This window comes from Amycolatopsis sp. AA4, assembly GCF_002796545.1.
In the GTDB taxonomy this organism is placed as follows: domain Bacteria; phylum Actinomycetota; class Actinomycetes; order Mycobacteriales; family Pseudonocardiaceae; genus Amycolatopsis.
On record NZ_CP024894.1, the window covers coordinates 5,464,258 to 5,482,146 of the forward strand.

The window sequence follows — 17,889 nt, forward strand, 5'->3', positions numbered from 1 at the left end:
CATCGCGGGTCGCGTGGCACCAACAGAAACCGGCCCACCTATCCCGCAGATAAGGAGCCGCCACCTCAACCAAACCCGAACAACCACGCGGCTCTCACAACGGCACCGACCGCACCGCCGAAGCGCCCGGCTGATGGTCCACCGAAAGCCAGTCATTCCGAGTCGCGTGCAGTGCGAGCTGAAACCGGTTCGCCGCCCCGGTGCGGGCCATCAGGTTCTCCAGATACCGGAACATCGTCCGCCTGCTCACGCCGAGCACCCGGGCGACCTGGTCGTCGGTCAGCCCGGCCGCGAGCAGTGCCAGCAATCGTCGTTCGCTGGGGCGGATTTCGGGACCGGAGGCGTCGGCGGCGAGGCCGAGCGGCAGTGCGACCTGCCAGCACATGTCGAAGAGCCCGGCCAGCGCGTCGAACAGGCCGCAGGAGCGGATCAGCAGCACCGTCCGGTCCGCGCCGGACAGGGCCGCGCAGTCGTCGACGATCAGGAGTTTCACCGGGACCTCCGGCAGCACCCGGGCCTCCTCGCCGCTTTTGCCGCAGGGCAGGATGTTCGCCTCGACGTACTCGGGGCGTTCCAGCGCGAGCCTGCCGTAGACGGCGCGGTAGCGGACGCCTCGCGCCAGGTTCTCCAGTTCGATCTCGTTGGCGTCCGCGTCGGCGTAGTACGGCGGCGAGTCCAATCCGCGCACTTCGGCACGCGCCGATCGCTCCAGTTGCCGCACCCGTTCGGCGGCCGCGGTGCCGCTGACCACCTCGACCATCGGGTCGGCGGCGTAGCTGGCCGCGGGCCTGCGGTATTGCTCGTACAGCCGCGTCATCGCCGCGCGGGCTCCGGCCAGTTCCGCCTCTCGTTGCCTGGCCAGCACTTCCAGCACCGGTTCCGGGCGCAGCGCGGACATCGGCGAACCGGGTCCGTCGACCGGGCCGGCCAGTCCGATCCCGGCCAGCACCGCCAGCACGCGGCGCACCTCGCCGGGGTCGCGGCCGGTGTCGTCCGCCAAGCGGTCCGGCGGAACCGGGCCCGACGAAAGTAGGTCGAGATAGATTTCTGCTTCGTCCGCTTTCAGCCCGAGCGTCAGGAGATGGCCGATTGCTTCGGGAACCATTCGGAGGCACCTCCACCGGGCTGGCCGACACCATTGCGCCACTGGCACCAGCGCGTCACCGCCAGGGCTGAACGAACTGTAGACAACGGGACACCGAATGGCCCGACGCCGTTCGCAGGAAATTCCCTGGGAGGGATCGTGTCCCGTTCAGCCCGAAGAATCCTTGCCATGGCCGGTTTCGCGGCCTTGGCCTTGACCGCCCCGGCCCTGCCCGCCGTGGCGGCGCCCGCGCCCGCCGCGGCGCATCCCACCGCCCGCGTCTGCGCCGAGAAGCCGAAGCCCGGCATGGTCACGTGTTTCGCCGAACGCCAGACCGACACCATGCGCGCGCTGCTCTCCCCGGGCGCGCTGCCCAGCGGGTTCGGCCCCGCGGACCTGCGCTCCGCCTACAACCTCACCGCCGCGGGCAGTTCCGCGGCCACGGTGGCCATCGTCGACTCCAACGACGACCCGAACGCTGAATCGGACCTCGCGAGCTACCGCTCCACCTACGGTCTCCCGCCCTGCACCACCGCGAACGGCTGTTTCACAAAGGTGAACGAAAACGGGCAGACCAGCCCGCTCCCGGCCGCCGATTCCGGCTGGGCGGGCGAAATCTCGCTCGACGTCGACATGGTTTCGGCGATCTGCCCGAATTGCCACATTCTGCTCGTCGAAGCGAACCAGCCGAGCATGGCCGATCTCGGCACCGCGGTGAACACCGCCGTGTCGATGGGCGCGAAATACGTCTCCAACAGCTACGGCGGCGGCGAGGACGGTTCCGAACCCTCGTCCGACTCGAGCTACTTCCACCACCCGGGCGTCGCGATCACCGCGAGCACCGGCGACAACGGCTACGGCATCAGCTACCCGGCCTCGTCGCAGTACGTGACCGCGGTCGGCGGCACCTCGCTGACCCGCAACAGCAGCGCGCGCGGCTGGGGCGAAACCGCGTGGAGCGGCGCGGGCAGCGGCTGCTCGGGCTACGTGGCGAAGCCCGCGTTCCAGAACGTGACGACCGGCTGCGGCAAGCGCGCGGTCGCCGACGTCTCGGCCGTGGCCGACCCGCAGACCGGCGTCGCGGTCTACCAGACCTACGGCGGCAGCGGCTGGGCTGTGTACGGCGGCACCAGCGCGTCCGCCCCGATCATCGCGTCGGTGTACGCCCTCGCCGGCACGCCCGGCGCGTCCGACACCCCCGCCGCCTACCCGTACTCGCACACCGGAAACCTCAACGACGTGACCTCCGGCAGCAACGGCAGCTGCTCGACCCCGGTGCAGTGCAACGCCGGCCCGGGCTGGGACGGCCCGACCGGCCTCGGCACTCCCAACGGCACCGCGGCGTTCAGCGCGGGCGCCCCGAGCGGCGGCGTCACGGCGAACAACCCGGGCAACCAGAACGGCGTCGTCGGCACCGCGGCGAGCCTGCAGCTCTCCGCGTCCGGCGGCAGCGGCGGCTACACCTGGACCGCCAGCGGCCTGCCCGCCGGACTGTCGATCAGCTCCGGCGGACTGATCTCCGGCACGCCGACCACCGCGGGCACGTACTCGGTGACCGCGACCGCCAAGGACTCCTCCGGCGCCACCGGCTCCACCACGTTCAGCTGGACGATCGCCCCGACCGGCGGCGGCACCTGTTCCGGCCAGAAACTGGGCAACCCCGGCTTCGAGAACGGCACCAGCCCTTGGACCGCGTCCGCCGGCGTGATCAGCACGTCGTCCAGCGGCGAAGCCCCGCACAGCGGCAGCTACCTCGCCTACCTCGACGGCTACGGCAGCGCGCACACCGACACGGTCTCGCAGTCGGTGACCATCCCCTCGGGCTGCCACGCCACGCTGAGCTACTACCTGCACGTCGACACCGCCGAAACGACCACCACGACGGCCTACGACAAGCTGACCGTCAAGGCCGGTTCGACCACGCTCGCCACCTACTCGAACCTGAACCAGGCGAACGGATACCAGCTGCACACCGTTGACATGTCGGCCTTCGCCGGCCAGACGGTGACGATCACCTTCACCGGCACCGAGGACTCGAGCCTGCAGACGTCGTTCTGCCTCGACGACACGGCGCTGACCGTGAGCTGAAACTGAACGAGAGGAAGGGCCGTCCCGTACGCGGGGCGGCCTTTTCCATACGGGGCAAGGAATCAACGGACGCGGGGCAAGCGCCGTGGCACCACGTATCGAGCACTGCACGGGCCCTCAGCACCCACCAATTCAGCACCGCAACCGGTCAGGTGTCGAGCACCTCCGCCAAGGTTGGCAGCGACGGATGCGCCCCGTGCCGCGTCACTACGACCGCGGCGACCTTTGCGGCGAAGGCGCAAGCCGTCACGACATCGGCGGTCTCCGGCGCACCGGGGATCTCCGCGAGCCGGGCCGCGAGGGCGCCGACGAACGAATCCCCTGCGGCAGTAGTGTCGACCGCCTGGACAGCGACCGCCGGGACGTGCGTGGACGACGACGCGTCGAGGACTGCGCAGCCCTTCGCGCCCAGCGTCACGATCACCCATCGGCAGCCTGCCGCGAACAATTCGGCGCTGCCGCCCCGCAAACCGTTGTCGTTAAAGGGGTCTTCGCCGGTGAGCTGGCGGAACTCGATCTCGTTCGCCACCACCACATCGCTGAACGGCACCAGCTTTCCGGCTGCGTCGGCGGCGGGCGCGGTGTTGAGGATCGTCAGCACGCCGCGCTCGCGAGCGGCCGCGAAGGCGCGTTCCGTCGCGTCTGCCGCGGCCTCCAGCTGGCCTACGACAACCCGAAGGCCGGGCAACTCGCCGATCGCTGTTTCGGCTGCGGGGGCGGGAATGTCGGCGTTCGCTCCGGCCACGACGACGATCGAGTTGACGCCCTCCGCGTCGACCGTGATCGCGGCCCGGCCGGTGGGCAGCGGCGACCGGCGCACGTGGGTGACGTCGATGCCTTCCGCGACAAGGGCTTTCAGGTACTCGTCGCCGTCCTCGTCCTGGCCGACGCAGCCGAGCACGGCCACGTCCGCGCCGAGCCGGGCGGCGGCGACCGCCTGGTTGCCGCCTTTTCCGCCCAGTTCCCGGCTCGTCGAGAAGCCCAGGAGCGTCTCCCCCGGCTCGGGAATCCGCGGCGCTTGGACGATGTGGTCGACGTTGAGCGACGCGACGACCGCTACTGCCGGGCTCATGCGGTCAGCCATCGCGCCGGGACGTCTCGCATCAGCCGGGCCACGGCGTCCGCCGAAACGCCTTCGGCTTGAAGCAGATCGGCGAAGACGGTCGGCACGAAGACCAGGCCGTTTCCGCCGTTGTGCGTCCACATCTGCTTCAGGAACAGATCGTGCGACAACATGATCTGGTCCCCGAAACCCTCGTGCACCCACCGGGCCACGGCGTGCGCGGTCTGGGCGACCGTCGGGGCCACGCCTTCGCCGGGGAACGAGATGTCGAGGCCGATCATGTCGAACTCCAGCAGCACGCCGCGTTCGAGAAGCTCCCGCTGGTAGCCGGGATCGTCGCCGGACGGATCGCTGTGCGCCAGCGCGACTTTGCCCGCGACCGCACCGCATTCGTCCAGCACCAGGTCGAGCACCTCGTGCCCGCGGCGTTGCCAGCCCGGCAGATGAATGTTGAGCCCGACGTCCGGCCGGGCCGCCTGCGCGAGCGCGGCGGCACGCAAGGAAGCCCGTTCTCCGTCGGTGAACAGCGGGGAGACGCCGACCTCGCCGATGACGCCGGCTCGGATCCCGGTGTCCCCCACGCCCTCGTCCAGCTCCGAGAGAATGCGCGAGGTCTGCGCTTCGACGGCGACCGCGGTGATGCGCTCGCCCTCGAACTTCTCCAGGTACGCGCCGGTGCCCATGATGACGTTGACGCCGGTCGCCTCGGCCACCGCCGCCAGCGCTCGCGGATCCCGGCCGATCGCCGCGCTGCCGGTCGCGTCGACCACTGTGCCGCCGCCCGCCGCGGCGAACGCGGCCACCTCGCGCACGACGCTCGCGTGGTCTTTCACCGCCACATTGTCGGCGCAGCAGTACGGATCCTGGCGAAGCAGGAACTGCCACTCCGGCCCCACTTCCGCCTCGACGAGCCGCCGGGTGGAGGCGTAGGAGGGCTCGGCGACCGCGGAGGACAGGTCGTTGAAGAGGTGTTCGTGCGGCAGCACCAGCCCGAGGTCCGCCGCGTCGACCGCACCGAGGACGCCGCGCACCTCACCCACGAGGCACCTCGGCCGGCTGGGCGAGGACCGCGGGTTCGGCCGTGTGCCGCGAGGGAATCATCGCGATCGCCGCGGCCGCCAGCGCCACGAGCGCGCCGAGGACGGTCACCAGGTGCAGGCTGGAACCCGCCGCGGGAGCGACGACCTCGAGCAGCAGCGAGCCGATGAGCTGACCGGCCGTGGAGGCCAGCCCCAGCAGCAGAAGCCCCAGACCGCGCACCAGCAAAGCCATCAGCGCGATCGACAGGAGGCCGAGCGGCCCGCCGAAGTACATCCACCACGTGCCCGGCAAGGCGAAGTGCGCGCCCGCGGCGACCATCCGCACCACGTACACGAGACCGAGCGCGACGAAGCCGATCAGGAAGTTCCAGGTGATGGAGATGAACATCGACCCGGACAGCAGGCCGATCTCGGAGTTGCCCGCGGGCTGCCAGCCGGCGAGCAGGCCGCCGACGAACGGCATGACCGCCAGCGCGATCATGTGCGGGGCCGACCAGTTCGGCGAAACGACCAGCACCGTGGCGCAGATGGCCAGGATCGCCCCGGCGACGCGCGGCGCGCTCATCGCCTGCTTGAACGGGACGCCGATGCCGAGCCGGTCGCACACCACGCCGGAGATGACCATGCCGGAGATCAGCGAGGTCTGGAAGATCGCCACCCCGAGGAAGCCCACCGTCACGCCCTCGGACAGCACGATCACCGCGCCGCACAGGCCGGCGAAGAAGTTCCAGCGCGGGATCTCGCCGCGCACCAGCTGACCCGGCAGCCGGAAGAACGCGGTGCGCGTACGGGCGCGCGCCAGCACGATGACCAGCATCAGCACCAGGCCGGTGCCGAAGGACACCAGCGCGGCGGCGTGCCCGTCGCCGAGCGCGGTGCCGAGATGTCCGTTGACCAGCGACTGCAACGGGCCGAGCATGCCGGCGAAGACGGTCGCGATCGTCAGCACGACGACCGAGGTCGCGCGGCGGGTGGGTGACGTACTCATCGAATCCTCCTTGATCCCGAGTGCGCGCGGCTCAGCTGTCGCGTCCGGCGAGCCAGGTCAGCGCCTGGGCGAAAAGCTTGCGGTACCCGTCCCAGCTCATGAACTCCTCCGGAGCCCAGTGCGGGGAGATGTCCGACGTGAACGCGAGGGTGCGGCCCTTGCCGACCCGGCGCGCGGCCAGCATGACGTCGCCCTCGACGGTGGCCAGCAGTTCGGCGTCCGGCTTCAGCGTGGTGTGCTGGTAGCCCAGCAGGATCGGCCATTCCGGGTCCAGCCCGGCGACCACCGGATGGTCCGCCCGCACGACCTGGGCGCGGACGCCCTCCGGGGTTTCGACGCGGTCGTCGAACGGGTCGAGGTCGACCGGGAGGATCTCCTCGATCGGCGTGCGGTGGTAGTTCGCCTTGCCCTCGAAGCCCTGGAAGCTCAGGTAGCCGCCGGCCATCATCAGGCCGCCCCCGCCCTGGACCCATTCGCGCAGCAGCTTCAGCCGGTTGGGCGTCGGACGGCCGCGGGTGAACGTGTCCGGGTGCAGCAGCAGGGTGTTGGAGCCGACGTCGGAGAGCAGCACGACGTCGTAGGCCCCGAGTTCCTCCAGCGTCTGCGGGAATTTCTCGGCGACGTCGTGCGAACGCAGGTGAGTCACCTCGACCCCTTCCGCCGCCAGCGCCGCCAGCAGCCGCTCGCACCCGATCTCCACCTGCGTGTGCGCGAACGGGTCGTATCCCTTGTGGTCGATCGTCGCACTGACCCACGACTCCCCCGCTAGCAGGACCTTGACCATCGACGACTCCTTCGGGCGAAAGCGTTTTGCGAGTGTTGCGCAACATAGCGCAACGACGCCAATATAGGATGCGGTTGCAGTCGCCGTCAACGCTCGAACGGGGAGGAGCCGGATGTCGCTGGCGAAGGTGGCCCGAGAGGCCGGAGTGGCCGTGTCGACGGTGTCGAGGTACGTCCGGGGAGAGCTCAATGTCGCCTCCGAGACGGCCCGGCGCATCGACGCCGCGCTGTCCGCCGAAGGGCATCCGCCGGTCCGGAAACAGGTCACCGGGCTGAGCCTCGGCCTGGTGGTCCCCTCACTGGACAACCCGTACTTCTCCACGCTGGCGGACGCGGTGGCCGACGCCGCCGCGGAGGACGGCATCGACGTGTTCACCGCCCTCACCGGCTCGTCGCCGTCGCGGGAGCGCGCGAGCGTCGAACGGCTGATGCGGGCGCCGGACGTGGGCGGGCTGATCTACCTGGGGATGAACAGCACCAACGAGGCCTTCGCGGGCCGGCTGGCGGGCGACTTCCCGGTGGTTTTCCTGGACGAGTACGTCGAAGCCGCCGGACCGCGGATCGCGCACGTCACCGCGAACAGCTTCGGCGGCGCCTACCAGGCGACCACCCACCTGATCTCCCAGGGCCACCGGCTCATCGCCCACGTCGGCGGCCCGGCCGGGCTGCGGACGGCCGACCAGCGCGAGGCCGGGTACCGGGCGGCGCTGAAAGCGCACGGGATCGCGGTGGACGAAGCGATGATCGTGCGCGGCACGTTCAGTTCGGCGTTCGGCATGAACTTCTTCGCGCACATGGCACGGGCCGGCGCGGAGCCGACCGCCGTGTTCACCGCCAGCGACATCGCCGCCGTCGGACTGCTCGAAGCGGCCCGCCGCGCCGGGGTCAAGGTGCCGGCCGACCTGTCGGTGATCGGCTGCGACGGAATCACCCTCGGCGAGTGGACGTCGCCGCGGCTCACGACCGTTGCGCAACCGACCGAGCAGATGGCGCGCAAAGCGGTCGACGAGATCACCCGCCTCGCGGCCGGCGAGAGCCCCGCGGACCACGTGCTCTCCATGCAGCTCGTCGTCCGCGAATCGACCCAGGAGTACTCCGGATGACCGACGAAGCTCTCGACCTGCTGCGCGACCTGGTCCGTCAGGACACCACCTCCGGCGACAGCGCCGCGCAGGCCGCCGCCCAGGAGCTGGCTGTCGCTTATGCCACCGCCACCGCGGGCGTCCAGGTGCGGCAACGCTCCGCCTCCGGACGCCCGTGGGTGCTGCTCGGCACCGGTTCGGGCGACGGCACGCTGTTCGTGTGCCACCTCGACACCGTCCCGGTCGGTTCCCCTGACCTGTGGGATCGCGCGCCGTTCTCCGCGGACGTCGACGAGAAGTTCCTGCACGGCCGGGGCAGCGTCGACATGAAGGGCGGGCTCGTCGCCGCGGTGGAAGCGTTGCGCAACGCCGCGGAAGCCGGTGCCGACGCGCAGGTCCTCCTCACCAGCGACGAGGAGATCGGCTGCCGGGGCGCGGCGGAGGCGGCGGCTTCGCTGCAGCTGACGCCGCGGATCGTCGTGGTGCCGGAGGCGACGCGGAACCGCGTCTCGCTCGGGCACCGCGGGGCCACGTGGCTGCGTCTCGCCGCGGTGGGGAAGGCCGCCCACGGGTCCACGCCTCAGCTCGGGCGCAACGCGATCCAGCTGCTCGCCGAGCGGGCTCTCGGCGCGCTCGATTCCCTGCCACTGTCCACTGAGGACTACCTGGGCGACGAAACCGTCAACGTCGGCACGTTCGCCGGGGGGACCGCGACGAATATCGTTCCCGCGTCGGCGGTTCTGACCCTCGACGTGCGCACTGTGGACGGCGGCGCGCCCGCGATCGCTTGGGCGTCCTCGCTCGATCCGGCCATCAGCGCGGAGGTGGAGCTCGACTTGCCCGCGGTCCGCACCGCGCGGCTGCCGGAGGTGCTCGCCGACCAGGTCACGGCACCCGCCGCCGCCTATTTCACCGACGCCTCCGCCTTGGCCGGGTCCGTGTCCGGAGCCCCGATCGTGATCTGGGGCCCCGGGGATCCGCGGGAAATGCACGCGGCGAACGAGAAGCTGGAGCTGGAGTCCTGGAGGGAGGCGGTGCGCAACTACCGCGAACTGGTGTTGTCCGCCGCCCGCTAGAACCCTCGGCACGAGTCAGCGAGCCAGCTTCCCGCAGGCAGCGCCGACCGGAGTTTCCCGGTCGGCGCGTCCCCGTCACCGCAACGGGTCGTACGGCTTCAGGTCGATCCCCGGGTCGACCTCCCTAGCCAGCCGAGCCGCGATGGAACCCGCGTACGGTCCCATCGTCAGCCCCGACGCACCGAGGCCGTTGGCCACCACCAGCCCCTTGACCTGCGGCACCGCACCGAGCAGCGGCCGGATGTCCGGCCCGGCGGGACGGAATCCCACCCGGGTCTCCACGTACGTCGCGTCCGCCAGCCCCGGGGCCACCGACAACGCTTCGGTCAGCACCTCCGCCAGCCCGGCCGCGGTGACCCGGTTGTCGAAGCCCGCCCCGTCCTCCCGCGTCGCACCGACCACGATCCGCGAATCGTCGAAGGCCAGCAGGTAGTGGCTCGACTGCGGCAGCACCACCGGCCACTGCGAGGTATCCGTGCCCGGCAGCCGAAGATGCACGATCTGCCCGCGCTGCGGTTCCACCCGCACCTCGACCCCGAGCGGCCCCAGCAACGCGGGCGACCACGCCCCCGCGGCGGCGATCACCGCGTCCGCGCCGATGAACTCCTCGCCGACCAGCACCCCGCGAACCGTCCCGTCCGCGACGATCGACGCGGTGCCTTCGACGATCCGCGCCCCACGCCGCACCGCGGCTCGCCGCATCGCGTCGCGCACCAGCCGGCCATCGAGCCGGGCCGCGCCCGGAAGGTAGATGGCCGGACCGTCGTGCGCGAGCGGCGGGAACAGTTCCTGCGCTTGACGGCCGTCGACCAACTCGACCTCGCCCGCCAGCGGCGCTTCCTTCGCCCGCTCCGCCACGCGCTGAAACGCTTGCGCCGCTTCGCTTTCCGACACCAGTCGCAGCGAGCCGACCCGGCGGTAACCGAGCTCCGTCTCGCCGTCCTCGGCCAGCGCCGCGCGCAATTCCTCGTAGTGCTCCGCCCCGCCGGCCGCCATCCGGTACCAGTCCGGATCGTCCACTGTGGACGACCAGGGACAGATGATCCCGGCCCCGGCCGACGTCGCCCGGCCGCTCGCCGCCCCGTCGACCAGCACCGTGTCCACTCCGGCCCGGGCCAGTTCGTACCCGGCTGCCGCACCGACGATCCCGCCGCCGACCACGATCACGCGCATTTCGCCCCGCTCCTTCGCCGCTGATTGTTTTCCGCTCACCGCACGCCGCCCATCCGCCGCTGCACCCACGGTGCCAGCAGCAGCAACCCGACGCCCGCCGCCATCACCGCCGCGCCGACTCCGGCGAAGTAGCCGATCTCCGTGTCCGCGCGGTACAACTGCACCAGTTGCGCATTGATCCCGCTCGCCGCCGCGGACGCGAGGAACCACAAACTCATCATCTGGGCGAGAAACGCCCGCGGCGCCAGCTTTGTCGTGGCCGAAAGCCCCACCGGCGACAAGCACATCGACCCGCAGATCACCACGAAGTAACTCGCCACCAGCCACCACGGACTCGCCAGTTGGTCGACGCCGTGCAGCAGACCCGGCCCGGCCATCAAGACAAACGACGCCCCGCCGAGCAGCAACCCGAGTGCGAACTTCCGCGGCGTGGCGGGTTGCCGGTCGCCCAGTTTGATCCACCACCACGCGAACGTCGGAGCCAGCACGAGCGTCGCGATCGGGTTCAGCGACTGGAACCACGACGACGGCACGGAGAACCCGAAAATCTCCAGATCCGTGCGCTTGTCCGCGAACTGCGCCAGCACCGAACTGGTCTGCTCGTTGACCACCCAATAGCACACCGCGCCCAGGAAAAGCGGAATGTAGGCGATCAACCGAGACCGCTCGACCGCGTCCGTCCGCGGGCTGCGCAACATCATCGCGAGGTACGCCACCGGCAACACGACCGCGAGCACCGTCACCGCGTTGATCAACGTCCGGACCGTCAGCGCGCCCGCGAGCCCGAACACCGCGACCAGCACCGCCAGCGCGACCACCCCGGCCCCCGCCCGCACCGCGACCCGCCGCCGCTCCCCCGCCCGCAACGGGTTCGTCGGTGCTTCCCCCGCGTCGCCCAATTGCTTGCGCCCACGGGCAAACACCAGCAGCCCGGCCGCCATCCCTACCGCCGCGAGCCCGAACCCGAGGTGGTAATCGACCTTCTGCCCCAACGTCCCGACGAGATACGGCGCGACGAACGCACCCAGGTTGATCCCCAGGTAGAACACGGAAAACCCAGCGTCACGGCGGTTGTCCCGCGTCGAATAAAGCTCACCGACCAAACTGGACACATTAGGCTTGAGCAATCCAGTCCCGGCCACGATCAGCAACATCGACACCAGCAGCGCGGGCAACCCGCCCGGCACCGCGAGCGCCAGATGCCCGCACATGATCAACCCGCCGCCGACCTGCACCGCACGCCGCATGCCGAGCACCCGGTCGGCCAGCCATCCGCCGCCGACGCCGGACATGAACACCAGCGCGCCGTAAATCGACACCAGCGCCGAGGACGTCGCCTTGTCGAGTCCCAGGCCGCCGGAAGAAGTGCGGTCGTACAAGTAGTAGAGGAGAATCGCGGACATCCCGTAATAGGAGAACCGCTCCCACATCTCCACGAAGAATAATGTGGCCAGCCCCCGAGGATGACCGAAAAACCGTCGATCACGCGCGGACGCCATTGTCTGCTCGTTCATAGCCGCCTTTCGATAAGGATGGCGCTGGGAACGACGAAAGAAGATCAGCGGGAAATACCGGGCCGCCGCAGCAGCGGACGGTCCACAGTCCACAGCACCTCGGCGACGACGTCGCCCTGGTTGTGCACCGCGTGCGGCGTCGAGGACTTGAAATGAATCGCATCCCCCGCCGCGAGGACGACAGACTCGTCCGGCATGAGGAAAGTCAGCTCGCCGCTCACCACGTAACAGAATTCCTCGCCGTCATGCCGAGTCACCGGCGAGGGTGCATTAGTCGGATTCACCCTGGTCGCCAGCACTTCAATATGCTGGTCCGGCAATTCCGCGGTGAGCACCCGATGTTCCCGCTCGCCCATGACAACGCGAGCGGCCCGAGGATCGTCCCGCCGGGAAACCGCGTACTCCGCCCGGCTCCGCTTGCCCGCGGAGCCCAGCAACTCGACCGCATCCACCTCAAGCGCACCCGCGATCGCGAACAACGAGGTCAGCGAAATCGAGTTGACCCCGCGCTCGGCCAACGAAAGAAACCCCGGCGAAAGCCCGCAACGCTCCGCCAGCTCCCGCAACGTCATGCCAAGCGAAGACCGGACCCGCTTGATCTCCGCCCCCACCCGTACAGCAGGATCGCTCTCGACCACAGCCCCGGCCCTCCTTCCGTCCCCCGAAGTTTAGCTACACAAAACAAGCCCAGTCAATACTAAACAATAGCAGCAAACCAAGAATTTCCCTTGCCTCACAAGCAATCCCGCCACCGATGCACCCAACCATCGAGGCACCCAGCCCCTCCCCCACACCCCGATACGAAGCCGGAATGCGGTCCGGGGGTGCTTGTCAAGGCATCTTTCCCGCCTTGACAAGCACCCCCGGACCGTCAGCACAATCAACCTTCGGGGTGCCCACGCAACCAGACGCGGCAATGTCGCCGCCAGGCGACGAGCCGCCCCTACCCCCCAGCAGCCTCGGCAGCGACGACCTCCTCCGCATCCTCAAGCCGCGCCGCCAGATTGGCCCGAGCCGCCTCCACCTCCCCAGCCACCAGCAGCTCCGCGAACTCCCGATGCACCGCCAGCCGCTCCTTCAAATTCTCCCGGACCAACGCCTCTTGCTGCTCCGTAGCGGTGATCACCAACCGCAGCTTCTCCATCAAATGCCGATGCGCGGTAGTCAAATGCCGCGACCCGAGCAGCTCCACGACCTCGACGTGACACCGGATATCCGCCTGCACGAACCCGGTCACGTCATGCGCGTGGACAGTCTTCTCCAACTCCCGCACCGCATCGGCAACCCGCTCCAGCTGCTCGGCCGAAGCGTGCGCGGCCGCCTCGACCCCGCCCAGTTCCAGGAACCGCCGAGCCCGGTAAATGTCCCGCACGTCCTCCGGACTGAGCGTCGTCACCTGAAGCACGCGCGTAGTCGGGTGCCGGGTCAGCAAACCGTCCATCAGCAAGGTATTGAGCGCCTGCCGGATCGTCGCGCGGGAAGCCCCGAGGTCCTCGGCGACCGCGTCCTCGGTCACCGGCGTGCCCGGGCTCAGCTCCCCGCTGAGAATGCGCTCGCGCAAAATCGCCACGCTCTTCTCGGCGACTGTCTCCCGCTGAATTCGGCCCATACCCCCCGGTTCCCTTCTCGAACAATCCTGGATTCGATCCTACTGCTCGCCCGGCCGGCGAGGCGGCCGCGCACGGGCGCGCCGAGCGTCGGGAGCAAGGAGCCGGTCCGGCCGGAACTCCGCGAGCAGGTCCTGGTCCACGCCGTCGTACACCTCCTTGGCGACCAGATCGCCCAGCAACGGGGCGAGGGTGACCCCGCTGTGCGTCGCGACCACGTACAGCCACGGCAGCGTGGGCACCGGGCCGGCGACCGTGAGCCCGTCCGCCGGAAGCGCCCGCTGCCCGACCCGCAGCTCCGAAATCGTCGCGGCCCGGGTATGCCGCAGGACGCTCGCGAGCCGGTCGAGCAGTTCCTCCGCCAGCGGCGAATCCGTTCCCGGCACCGCCCTCGGATCCGCGGTCCGGTCGAGGTCGAGCGCCTGCAGCTGCAACCGGCCCGCCCCGTCCGGCCGGACGTTGAGCCGGGACGTCGTCAGCAGCCCGGGCAGCGCGACCGGCACCGGGCTGGTCACCGAGAGGTAGCCGACCGTCGCGTCCCCGGGATGGGTGAACGTTTCCATCGCCAGCGGAAGGTCCGCCTGCGCCAGCAGCTCCCCGGTCCACCGCCCGACGCAGCTGACCACCCGGTCGCAGCCGAGCGCCGTGCCGTCGGCGAGCCGCAGCACCGGCCGTCCGGCGTCGACGTCGAAGTCCTTGACCCGCGCCCCGCTGACCACCTGCACGCCCAGCTCCTCGGCCGTCGTGAGCAGGTGGGCGAGGTAGAGCTGCGGGTAGCAGTGCGCCTCGCTCGGGAAGTAGGCGAGCGGGCCGGCGTCGAGTGGCAAGAGCAGGTCCGGAACGAGCTGCCGCGCGCGTTCCGGAGTCACCTCCTCGACGGCATATCCGTGCCCGCGCAGCCGCGCCATCCGTTGTTCCAGCTCGGCGGCGTGCGCCGGGTCGGTCGCGACTTCGAGGTGGCCGCCGGTGCCGAGCCAGCCGCCGCCGGTGGCCTCGGCGAGGCGGCGATGCGCCTCCATGCCGGCGAGGTTGAGGTCGTAGTAGGCCTGGGGTTCCTTCTTGTTCGCGTTGACCCAGGCGTAGCTGGTCGAGGACGTGCCCGCGCCGGGCACGTGCTGGTCCACGACGGTGACGCGGGCGCCGCGGCGGGCGAGCGCGGCGGCGGCGGACAGGCCGAGCACCCCGGCCCCGATGACGACGATCTGCACGGAACGCTGCCCCTTTCCTGGCGCGCGGGTATTCACAGGACTTTCCCGAGGAATGCCTTCGTTCGCGGATGCTGCGGATCGGTCAGCACCCGTGCCGGATTCCCGCTTTCGACGACCACCCCGCCGTCGATGAACACCGCGTGGTCCGCGACTTCCCGCGCGAACCCGATCTCGTGCGTGACCACGACCATGGTCATGCCCGAGCGGGCGAGGTCCTTCATCACGTCGAGGACCTCGCCGACGAGTTCCGGGTCGAGCGCGGACGTCGGTTCGTCGAACAGCATCAGTTTCGGTTGCATGGCAAGGGCCCGGGCGATCGCGACCCGTTGCTGCTGGCCGCCCGAGAGCGCGCTGGGGTACGACGAAGCTTTGTCGGCGAGCCCGACCCGGTCGAGCAGTTCCAGCGCGCGTTTCCGGACGGCTTCCCGTTTTTCGCGCCGCACGCCGACCGGCGCCTCCATGACGTTCTGCAGCGCGGTCATGTGCGCGAAAAGATTGAACCGCTGGAACACCATGCCGATCTCGGCGCGACGCCGCTGGACCGCCGACGGCGGCAGCTCGTGCAGCCGCCCGTTGCGCTCGCCGTAGCCGACCAGCCGGCCGTCGACGTACAAGCGGCCCGCGCTCAGCGTTTCCAGATGATTGATCAGCCGGAGGAAAGTGGATTTCCCCGATCCCGACGGCCCCAGCAAGGTCATCACCTCGCCGCGGCGCACTTCGAGATCGATGCCCTTCAGCACGGCGGCGGAACCGAAACTCTTGCAGACGTTCACCGCCTGGACCATCGGCACGCCGGCGCGGGATTCCGTCCGGCTCGGCTCGCCGGCTTTCGCGGTGGTCATCGGCCCTCCGAAGGGATCTCGGCCGCCGCGGCCCGGCGGGACACGCCCCGTTCGCTGCGGCTGAACCGGCGTTCCAGGAAATGCTGGCCCACGTTGAGCACCGACGTCGTCAGCAGATACCACAGCGACGCGGTGATCAGCAGCGGAATCGTCTTGAAGTTCGTGGAATAGACGAGCTGGGCCGAGTACAGCAATTCCGGGAAGGCCAGCACGCTCACCAGCGACGTCGTTTTCAGCATGGTGATCACCTGGTTGCCGGTCGGCGGGATGATCACCCGCATCGCCTGCGGCAGCACGACCCGGCGCAGCGTGCGCAATCGCGACATGCCGAGCGCCTGCGCCGCCTCGGTCTGCCCGCGGTCGACCGACAGGATCCCCGCCCGGACGACCTCGGCCATGTAGGCGCCCTCGTTCAGCCCGAGCCCCAGGATGGCGGCGATGAACGGCGTGATCAGGACGTTGGTCGGCGCGGACACGAACTGCGGGCCGAACGGGATGCCGATCCCGAGCCGCGGGTAGAGCGCCGAGGCGTAGCCCCAGAACAGCAGCTGGACGAAGACCGGCGTGCCGCGGAAAAACCAGATGTAGAGGGAGGCGAATCCTTTCATCGCCGGATTCGCCGACAGCCGCATCACCGCGAGCACGACGCCGAGGACGATCCCGATCGCCATCGCGAGCACGGTCAGTTCGATCGTTTTTCCCAGCCCGGCGAGGATTTCGCCGGACCCGAGGTAGTTCCCGACGATGTCCCAGCCGAAGTTCTTGTTGGTGAGCAGGGTGTGGACGAACATCGCCGCCAGCACCGCCGCGACCGCGTAGGTGACCCAGCGCCCGGGACGGCGCAGCGGCACTACCGGTTCTTCCTGGATCCGTGGCGCACTTATCGCTGTCATGTTCCCGTTTCCCTTCCGGGTCGACGATTGCGCGGACTACGACTGCGCGCCGTTGATCTCGGACTTGTCGATCGCGATCTTCTCCAGGTTCCACTTCTTCAGAATCGCCTGGTAAGTGCCGTTTTTGAGCAACACTTCGAGCGCCTCGTGCACCGGCTCCACCAGCTTGCTCCCCTTCGGGAACGCGACGCCGCCCGGATTCGGATTGCGGAAGAACGGCCCGGCGGTCTCGAAGACGTCTTTCTGCTGCGCCGCCACGGCCAGCAACGGCGGCGCGTCCTCCATCACGCCGTCGATGCGCCCGCTCTGCAAGGCGAGCTGCGCCTGCGGCCCGTTCTGGTAGACCTCCACCTTCGCCGCCGGTTTCCCGGCCGCCGCGCATTTCGCCGCCTGCGACGGCAGGAAACTGGTCTGCTGCAAGGAACCGCGGATCACGCCGATACGCGCGCCGCACACCTGGTCGGCCTTGATCTGCGCCGGGTTCCCGGATTTCACCAGCACCAGCGTTCCGTTCCAGTAATAAGTGGCCAGGTCGATCGTGCGCTCGCGCTCTTTGGTGTCGCCGATCGACGACATCGCGAGGTCGACCTTGTTCGACGTCAGCGACGGAATGATCGCGTCGAACGACGTGTTGACGAATTCCGCCCGGACCCCGAGGACGCCGCCGATCGCGTTCGCCAGGTCCGGGTCGAGCCCGACGACCTTGCCCGCCTGGACCGACTCGAACGGCGGATAGGTCTCGTCCATCGCGACCCGGAGCACGCCCGCGCTCCGGATCTCCTCGGGAAGCTTGGCCGCCAGCGCCGCGTCCTTGGCGACCGCCGGAATCGCGACCTCCGAGGACGACCCGGCGGGCGCGGCCCCGTCCCCGGAAGCGGGAGAACTCGCTCCGCACCCGGTCAGAGCAGCGCAAACAGCGACAGCGCCAGTGACGAGCAGGGCGACTCCGCGTCGGTTCATACTGTCTCCTTGTCATTCTGTCTAGCTGTCTGACAGCAGACTCTCCTATGCGGAGGCGGCGCGGGTCAAGAAGCAAAAAAGTGGATCTAGAAACCGGAATCCGCGGCGATGGGGTGGTTCCGGAGTCGAATCCGGTGTTTCGGCCCGCTCGGCTCCGCGGCAGGAGCGCGCCGCGATCGACCGGCTCAGGCGGGGGCATCCCCCGCGAGGGAAGGCGCGCATAGCCCGGCCGCGCCTGGGTATCCCTTCGGCAGCCGCAGTTTCCCGGCGACGGTCAGGAGGACTCCCATGCTGGCACTTCTCGGTCTGCTTCTGGTGATCTGGCTGGTGTGCATCGTGCTCGGGGTGGTGATCAAAGGCCTGTTCTGGCTCGTCATCGTGGGCGCGGTCCTGTTCCTGGCGACCGCCGCGGTCGGCTTCGTGAAGCGGGCGGCGCTGGGGCGGGGGCGGTAACCCGCGCGCATCCGGTTGAAACCCGGCCCGGGCGA

17 protein-coding genes are annotated in these 17,889 nt (G+C 69.7%); 4 read left to right on the forward strand and 13 right to left on the reverse strand.

Going from position 1 to position 17,889, the window contains the following annotated elements; genetic code table 11:
* Window positions 1-94: 94 nt before the first annotated feature.
* Entirely contained in the window at window positions 95-1,105 is a 1,011-nt protein-coding gene (locus CU254_RS25255; protein ID WP_009080601.1) for a helix-turn-helix domain-containing protein, read from the reverse strand.
* Between the two features lie 168 nt (window positions 1,106-1,273).
* Here CU254_RS25255 and CU254_RS25260 point away from each other — a divergent pair, with 168 nt between their 5' ends.
* Window positions 1,274-3,172 carry a putative Ig domain-containing protein gene (locus CU254_RS25260; RefSeq protein ID WP_009080602.1) on the forward strand — a complete coding sequence of 633 codons (1,899 nt, stop codon included), beginning with the start codon at window positions 1,274-1,276 and terminating at the stop codon, window positions 3,170-3,172.
* A gap of 148 nt (window positions 3,173-3,320) precedes the next feature.
* Here the strand turns inward: CU254_RS25260 and CU254_RS25265 are convergent, their stop codons facing one another.
* The 4 genes from CU254_RS25265 to CU254_RS25280 are packed head-to-tail and all read right to left on the reverse strand — an operon-like array spanning window position 3,321 to window position 7,047.
* Window positions 3,321-4,244: a ribokinase gene (locus tag CU254_RS25265; RefSeq protein ID WP_100266876.1), complete on the reverse strand. Its 924-nt coding sequence runs from the start codon at window positions 4,242-4,244 to the stop codon at window positions 3,321-3,323.
* Window positions 4,241-5,275, reverse strand: coding sequence for a phosphotriesterase (locus CU254_RS25270; protein WP_009080607.1), 1,035 nt, complete (start codon window positions 5,273-5,275; stop codon window positions 4,241-4,243). Before CU254_RS25270 ends, CU254_RS25265 begins: the two co-directional genes overlap by 4 nt.
* Window positions 5,268-6,263: a DMT family transporter gene (locus tag CU254_RS25275; RefSeq protein WP_009080609.1), complete on the reverse strand. Its 996-nt coding sequence runs from the start codon at window positions 6,261-6,263 to the stop codon at window positions 5,268-5,270. Before CU254_RS25275 ends, CU254_RS25270 begins: the two co-directional genes overlap by 8 nt.
* A 31-nt stretch (window positions 6,264-6,294) precedes the next feature.
* The gene (locus CU254_RS25280; RefSeq protein WP_009080611.1) at window positions 6,295-7,047 is read right to left on the reverse strand and encodes a glutamine amidotransferase; all 753 of its coding nucleotides are present in this window, start codon (window positions 7,045-7,047) and stop codon (window positions 6,295-6,297) included.
* Between the two features lie 112 nt (window positions 7,048-7,159).
* On the opposite strand from CU254_RS25280, the gene CU254_RS25285 reads away from it, so the two are divergent.
* Together CU254_RS25285 and CU254_RS25290 are read left to right on the forward strand one after the other, a co-directional pair.
* A complete protein-coding gene (locus CU254_RS25285) occupies window positions 7,160-8,149 on the forward strand; it encodes a LacI family DNA-binding transcriptional regulator (protein ID WP_009080613.1) in 990 nt (329 codons plus the stop codon).
* Window positions 8,146-9,204, forward strand: coding sequence for a M20 family metallopeptidase (locus CU254_RS25290; RefSeq protein WP_009080615.1), 1,059 nt, complete (start codon window positions 8,146-8,148; stop codon window positions 9,202-9,204). The genes CU254_RS25285 and CU254_RS25290 overlap by 4 nt, the downstream gene beginning before the upstream one ends.
* Before the next feature lie 75 nt (window positions 9,205-9,279).
* On the opposite strand, the gene CU254_RS25295 is transcribed toward CU254_RS25290, so the two are convergent.
* The 8 genes from CU254_RS25295 to CU254_RS25330 all read right to left on the reverse strand — a co-directional run bounded on the left by CU254_RS25295 (window position 9,280) and on the right by CU254_RS25330 (window position 17,401).
* Window positions 9,280-10,377, reverse strand: coding sequence for an FAD-binding oxidoreductase (locus tag CU254_RS25295; RefSeq protein ID WP_009080617.1), 1,098 nt, complete (start codon window positions 10,375-10,377; stop codon window positions 9,280-9,282).
* 35 nt (window positions 10,378-10,412) lie between these two features.
* Complete coding sequence (locus CU254_RS25300; RefSeq protein ID WP_009080618.1) at window positions 10,413-11,891, reverse strand: peptide MFS transporter; 1,479 nt, start codon at window positions 11,889-11,891, stop codon at window positions 10,413-10,415.
* 44 nt (window positions 11,892-11,935) lie between these two features.
* Window positions 11,936-12,529: a helix-turn-helix domain-containing protein gene (locus CU254_RS25305; RefSeq protein WP_009080620.1), complete on the reverse strand. Its 594-nt coding sequence runs from the start codon at window positions 12,527-12,529 to the stop codon at window positions 11,936-11,938.
* Window positions 12,530-12,834: 305 nt separating this feature from the next.
* The gene (locus CU254_RS25310; protein ID WP_009080622.1) at window positions 12,835-13,500 is read right to left on the reverse strand and encodes a GntR family transcriptional regulator; all 666 of its coding nucleotides are present in this window, start codon (window positions 13,498-13,500) and stop codon (window positions 12,835-12,837) included.
* 39 nt (window positions 13,501-13,539) lie between these two features.
* The gene (locus CU254_RS25315) at window positions 13,540-14,706 is read right to left on the reverse strand and encodes an FAD-binding oxidoreductase (RefSeq protein ID WP_009080623.1); all 1,167 of its coding nucleotides are present in this window, start codon (window positions 14,704-14,706) and stop codon (window positions 13,540-13,542) included.
* 32 nt (window positions 14,707-14,738) lie between these two features.
* On the reverse strand, window positions 14,739-15,548 hold the full coding sequence (locus CU254_RS25320) for an amino acid ABC transporter ATP-binding protein (protein WP_009080625.1): 810 nt from the start codon (window positions 15,546-15,548) through the stop codon (window positions 14,739-14,741).
* Entirely contained in the window at window positions 15,545-16,441 is an 897-nt protein-coding gene (locus tag CU254_RS25325; protein ID WP_009080627.1) for an amino acid ABC transporter permease, read from the reverse strand. Before CU254_RS25325 ends, CU254_RS25320 begins: the two co-directional genes overlap by 4 nt.
* Window positions 16,442-16,477: 36 nt before the next feature.
* Window positions 16,478-17,401 (reverse strand): ABC transporter substrate-binding protein, encoded by a 924-nt coding sequence (locus CU254_RS25330; protein ID WP_009080628.1) that lies wholly within the window; start codon window positions 17,399-17,401, stop codon window positions 16,478-16,480.
* A gap of 288 nt (window positions 17,402-17,689) precedes the next feature.
* Here CU254_RS25330 and CU254_RS43785 point away from each other — a divergent pair, with 288 nt between their 5' ends.
* The gene (locus tag CU254_RS43785) at window positions 17,690-17,854 is read left to right on the forward strand and encodes a hypothetical protein (protein ID WP_086024907.1); all 165 of its coding nucleotides are present in this window, start codon (window positions 17,690-17,692) and stop codon (window positions 17,852-17,854) included.
* The last annotated feature ends 35 nt before the right edge of the window (window positions 17,855-17,889 follow it).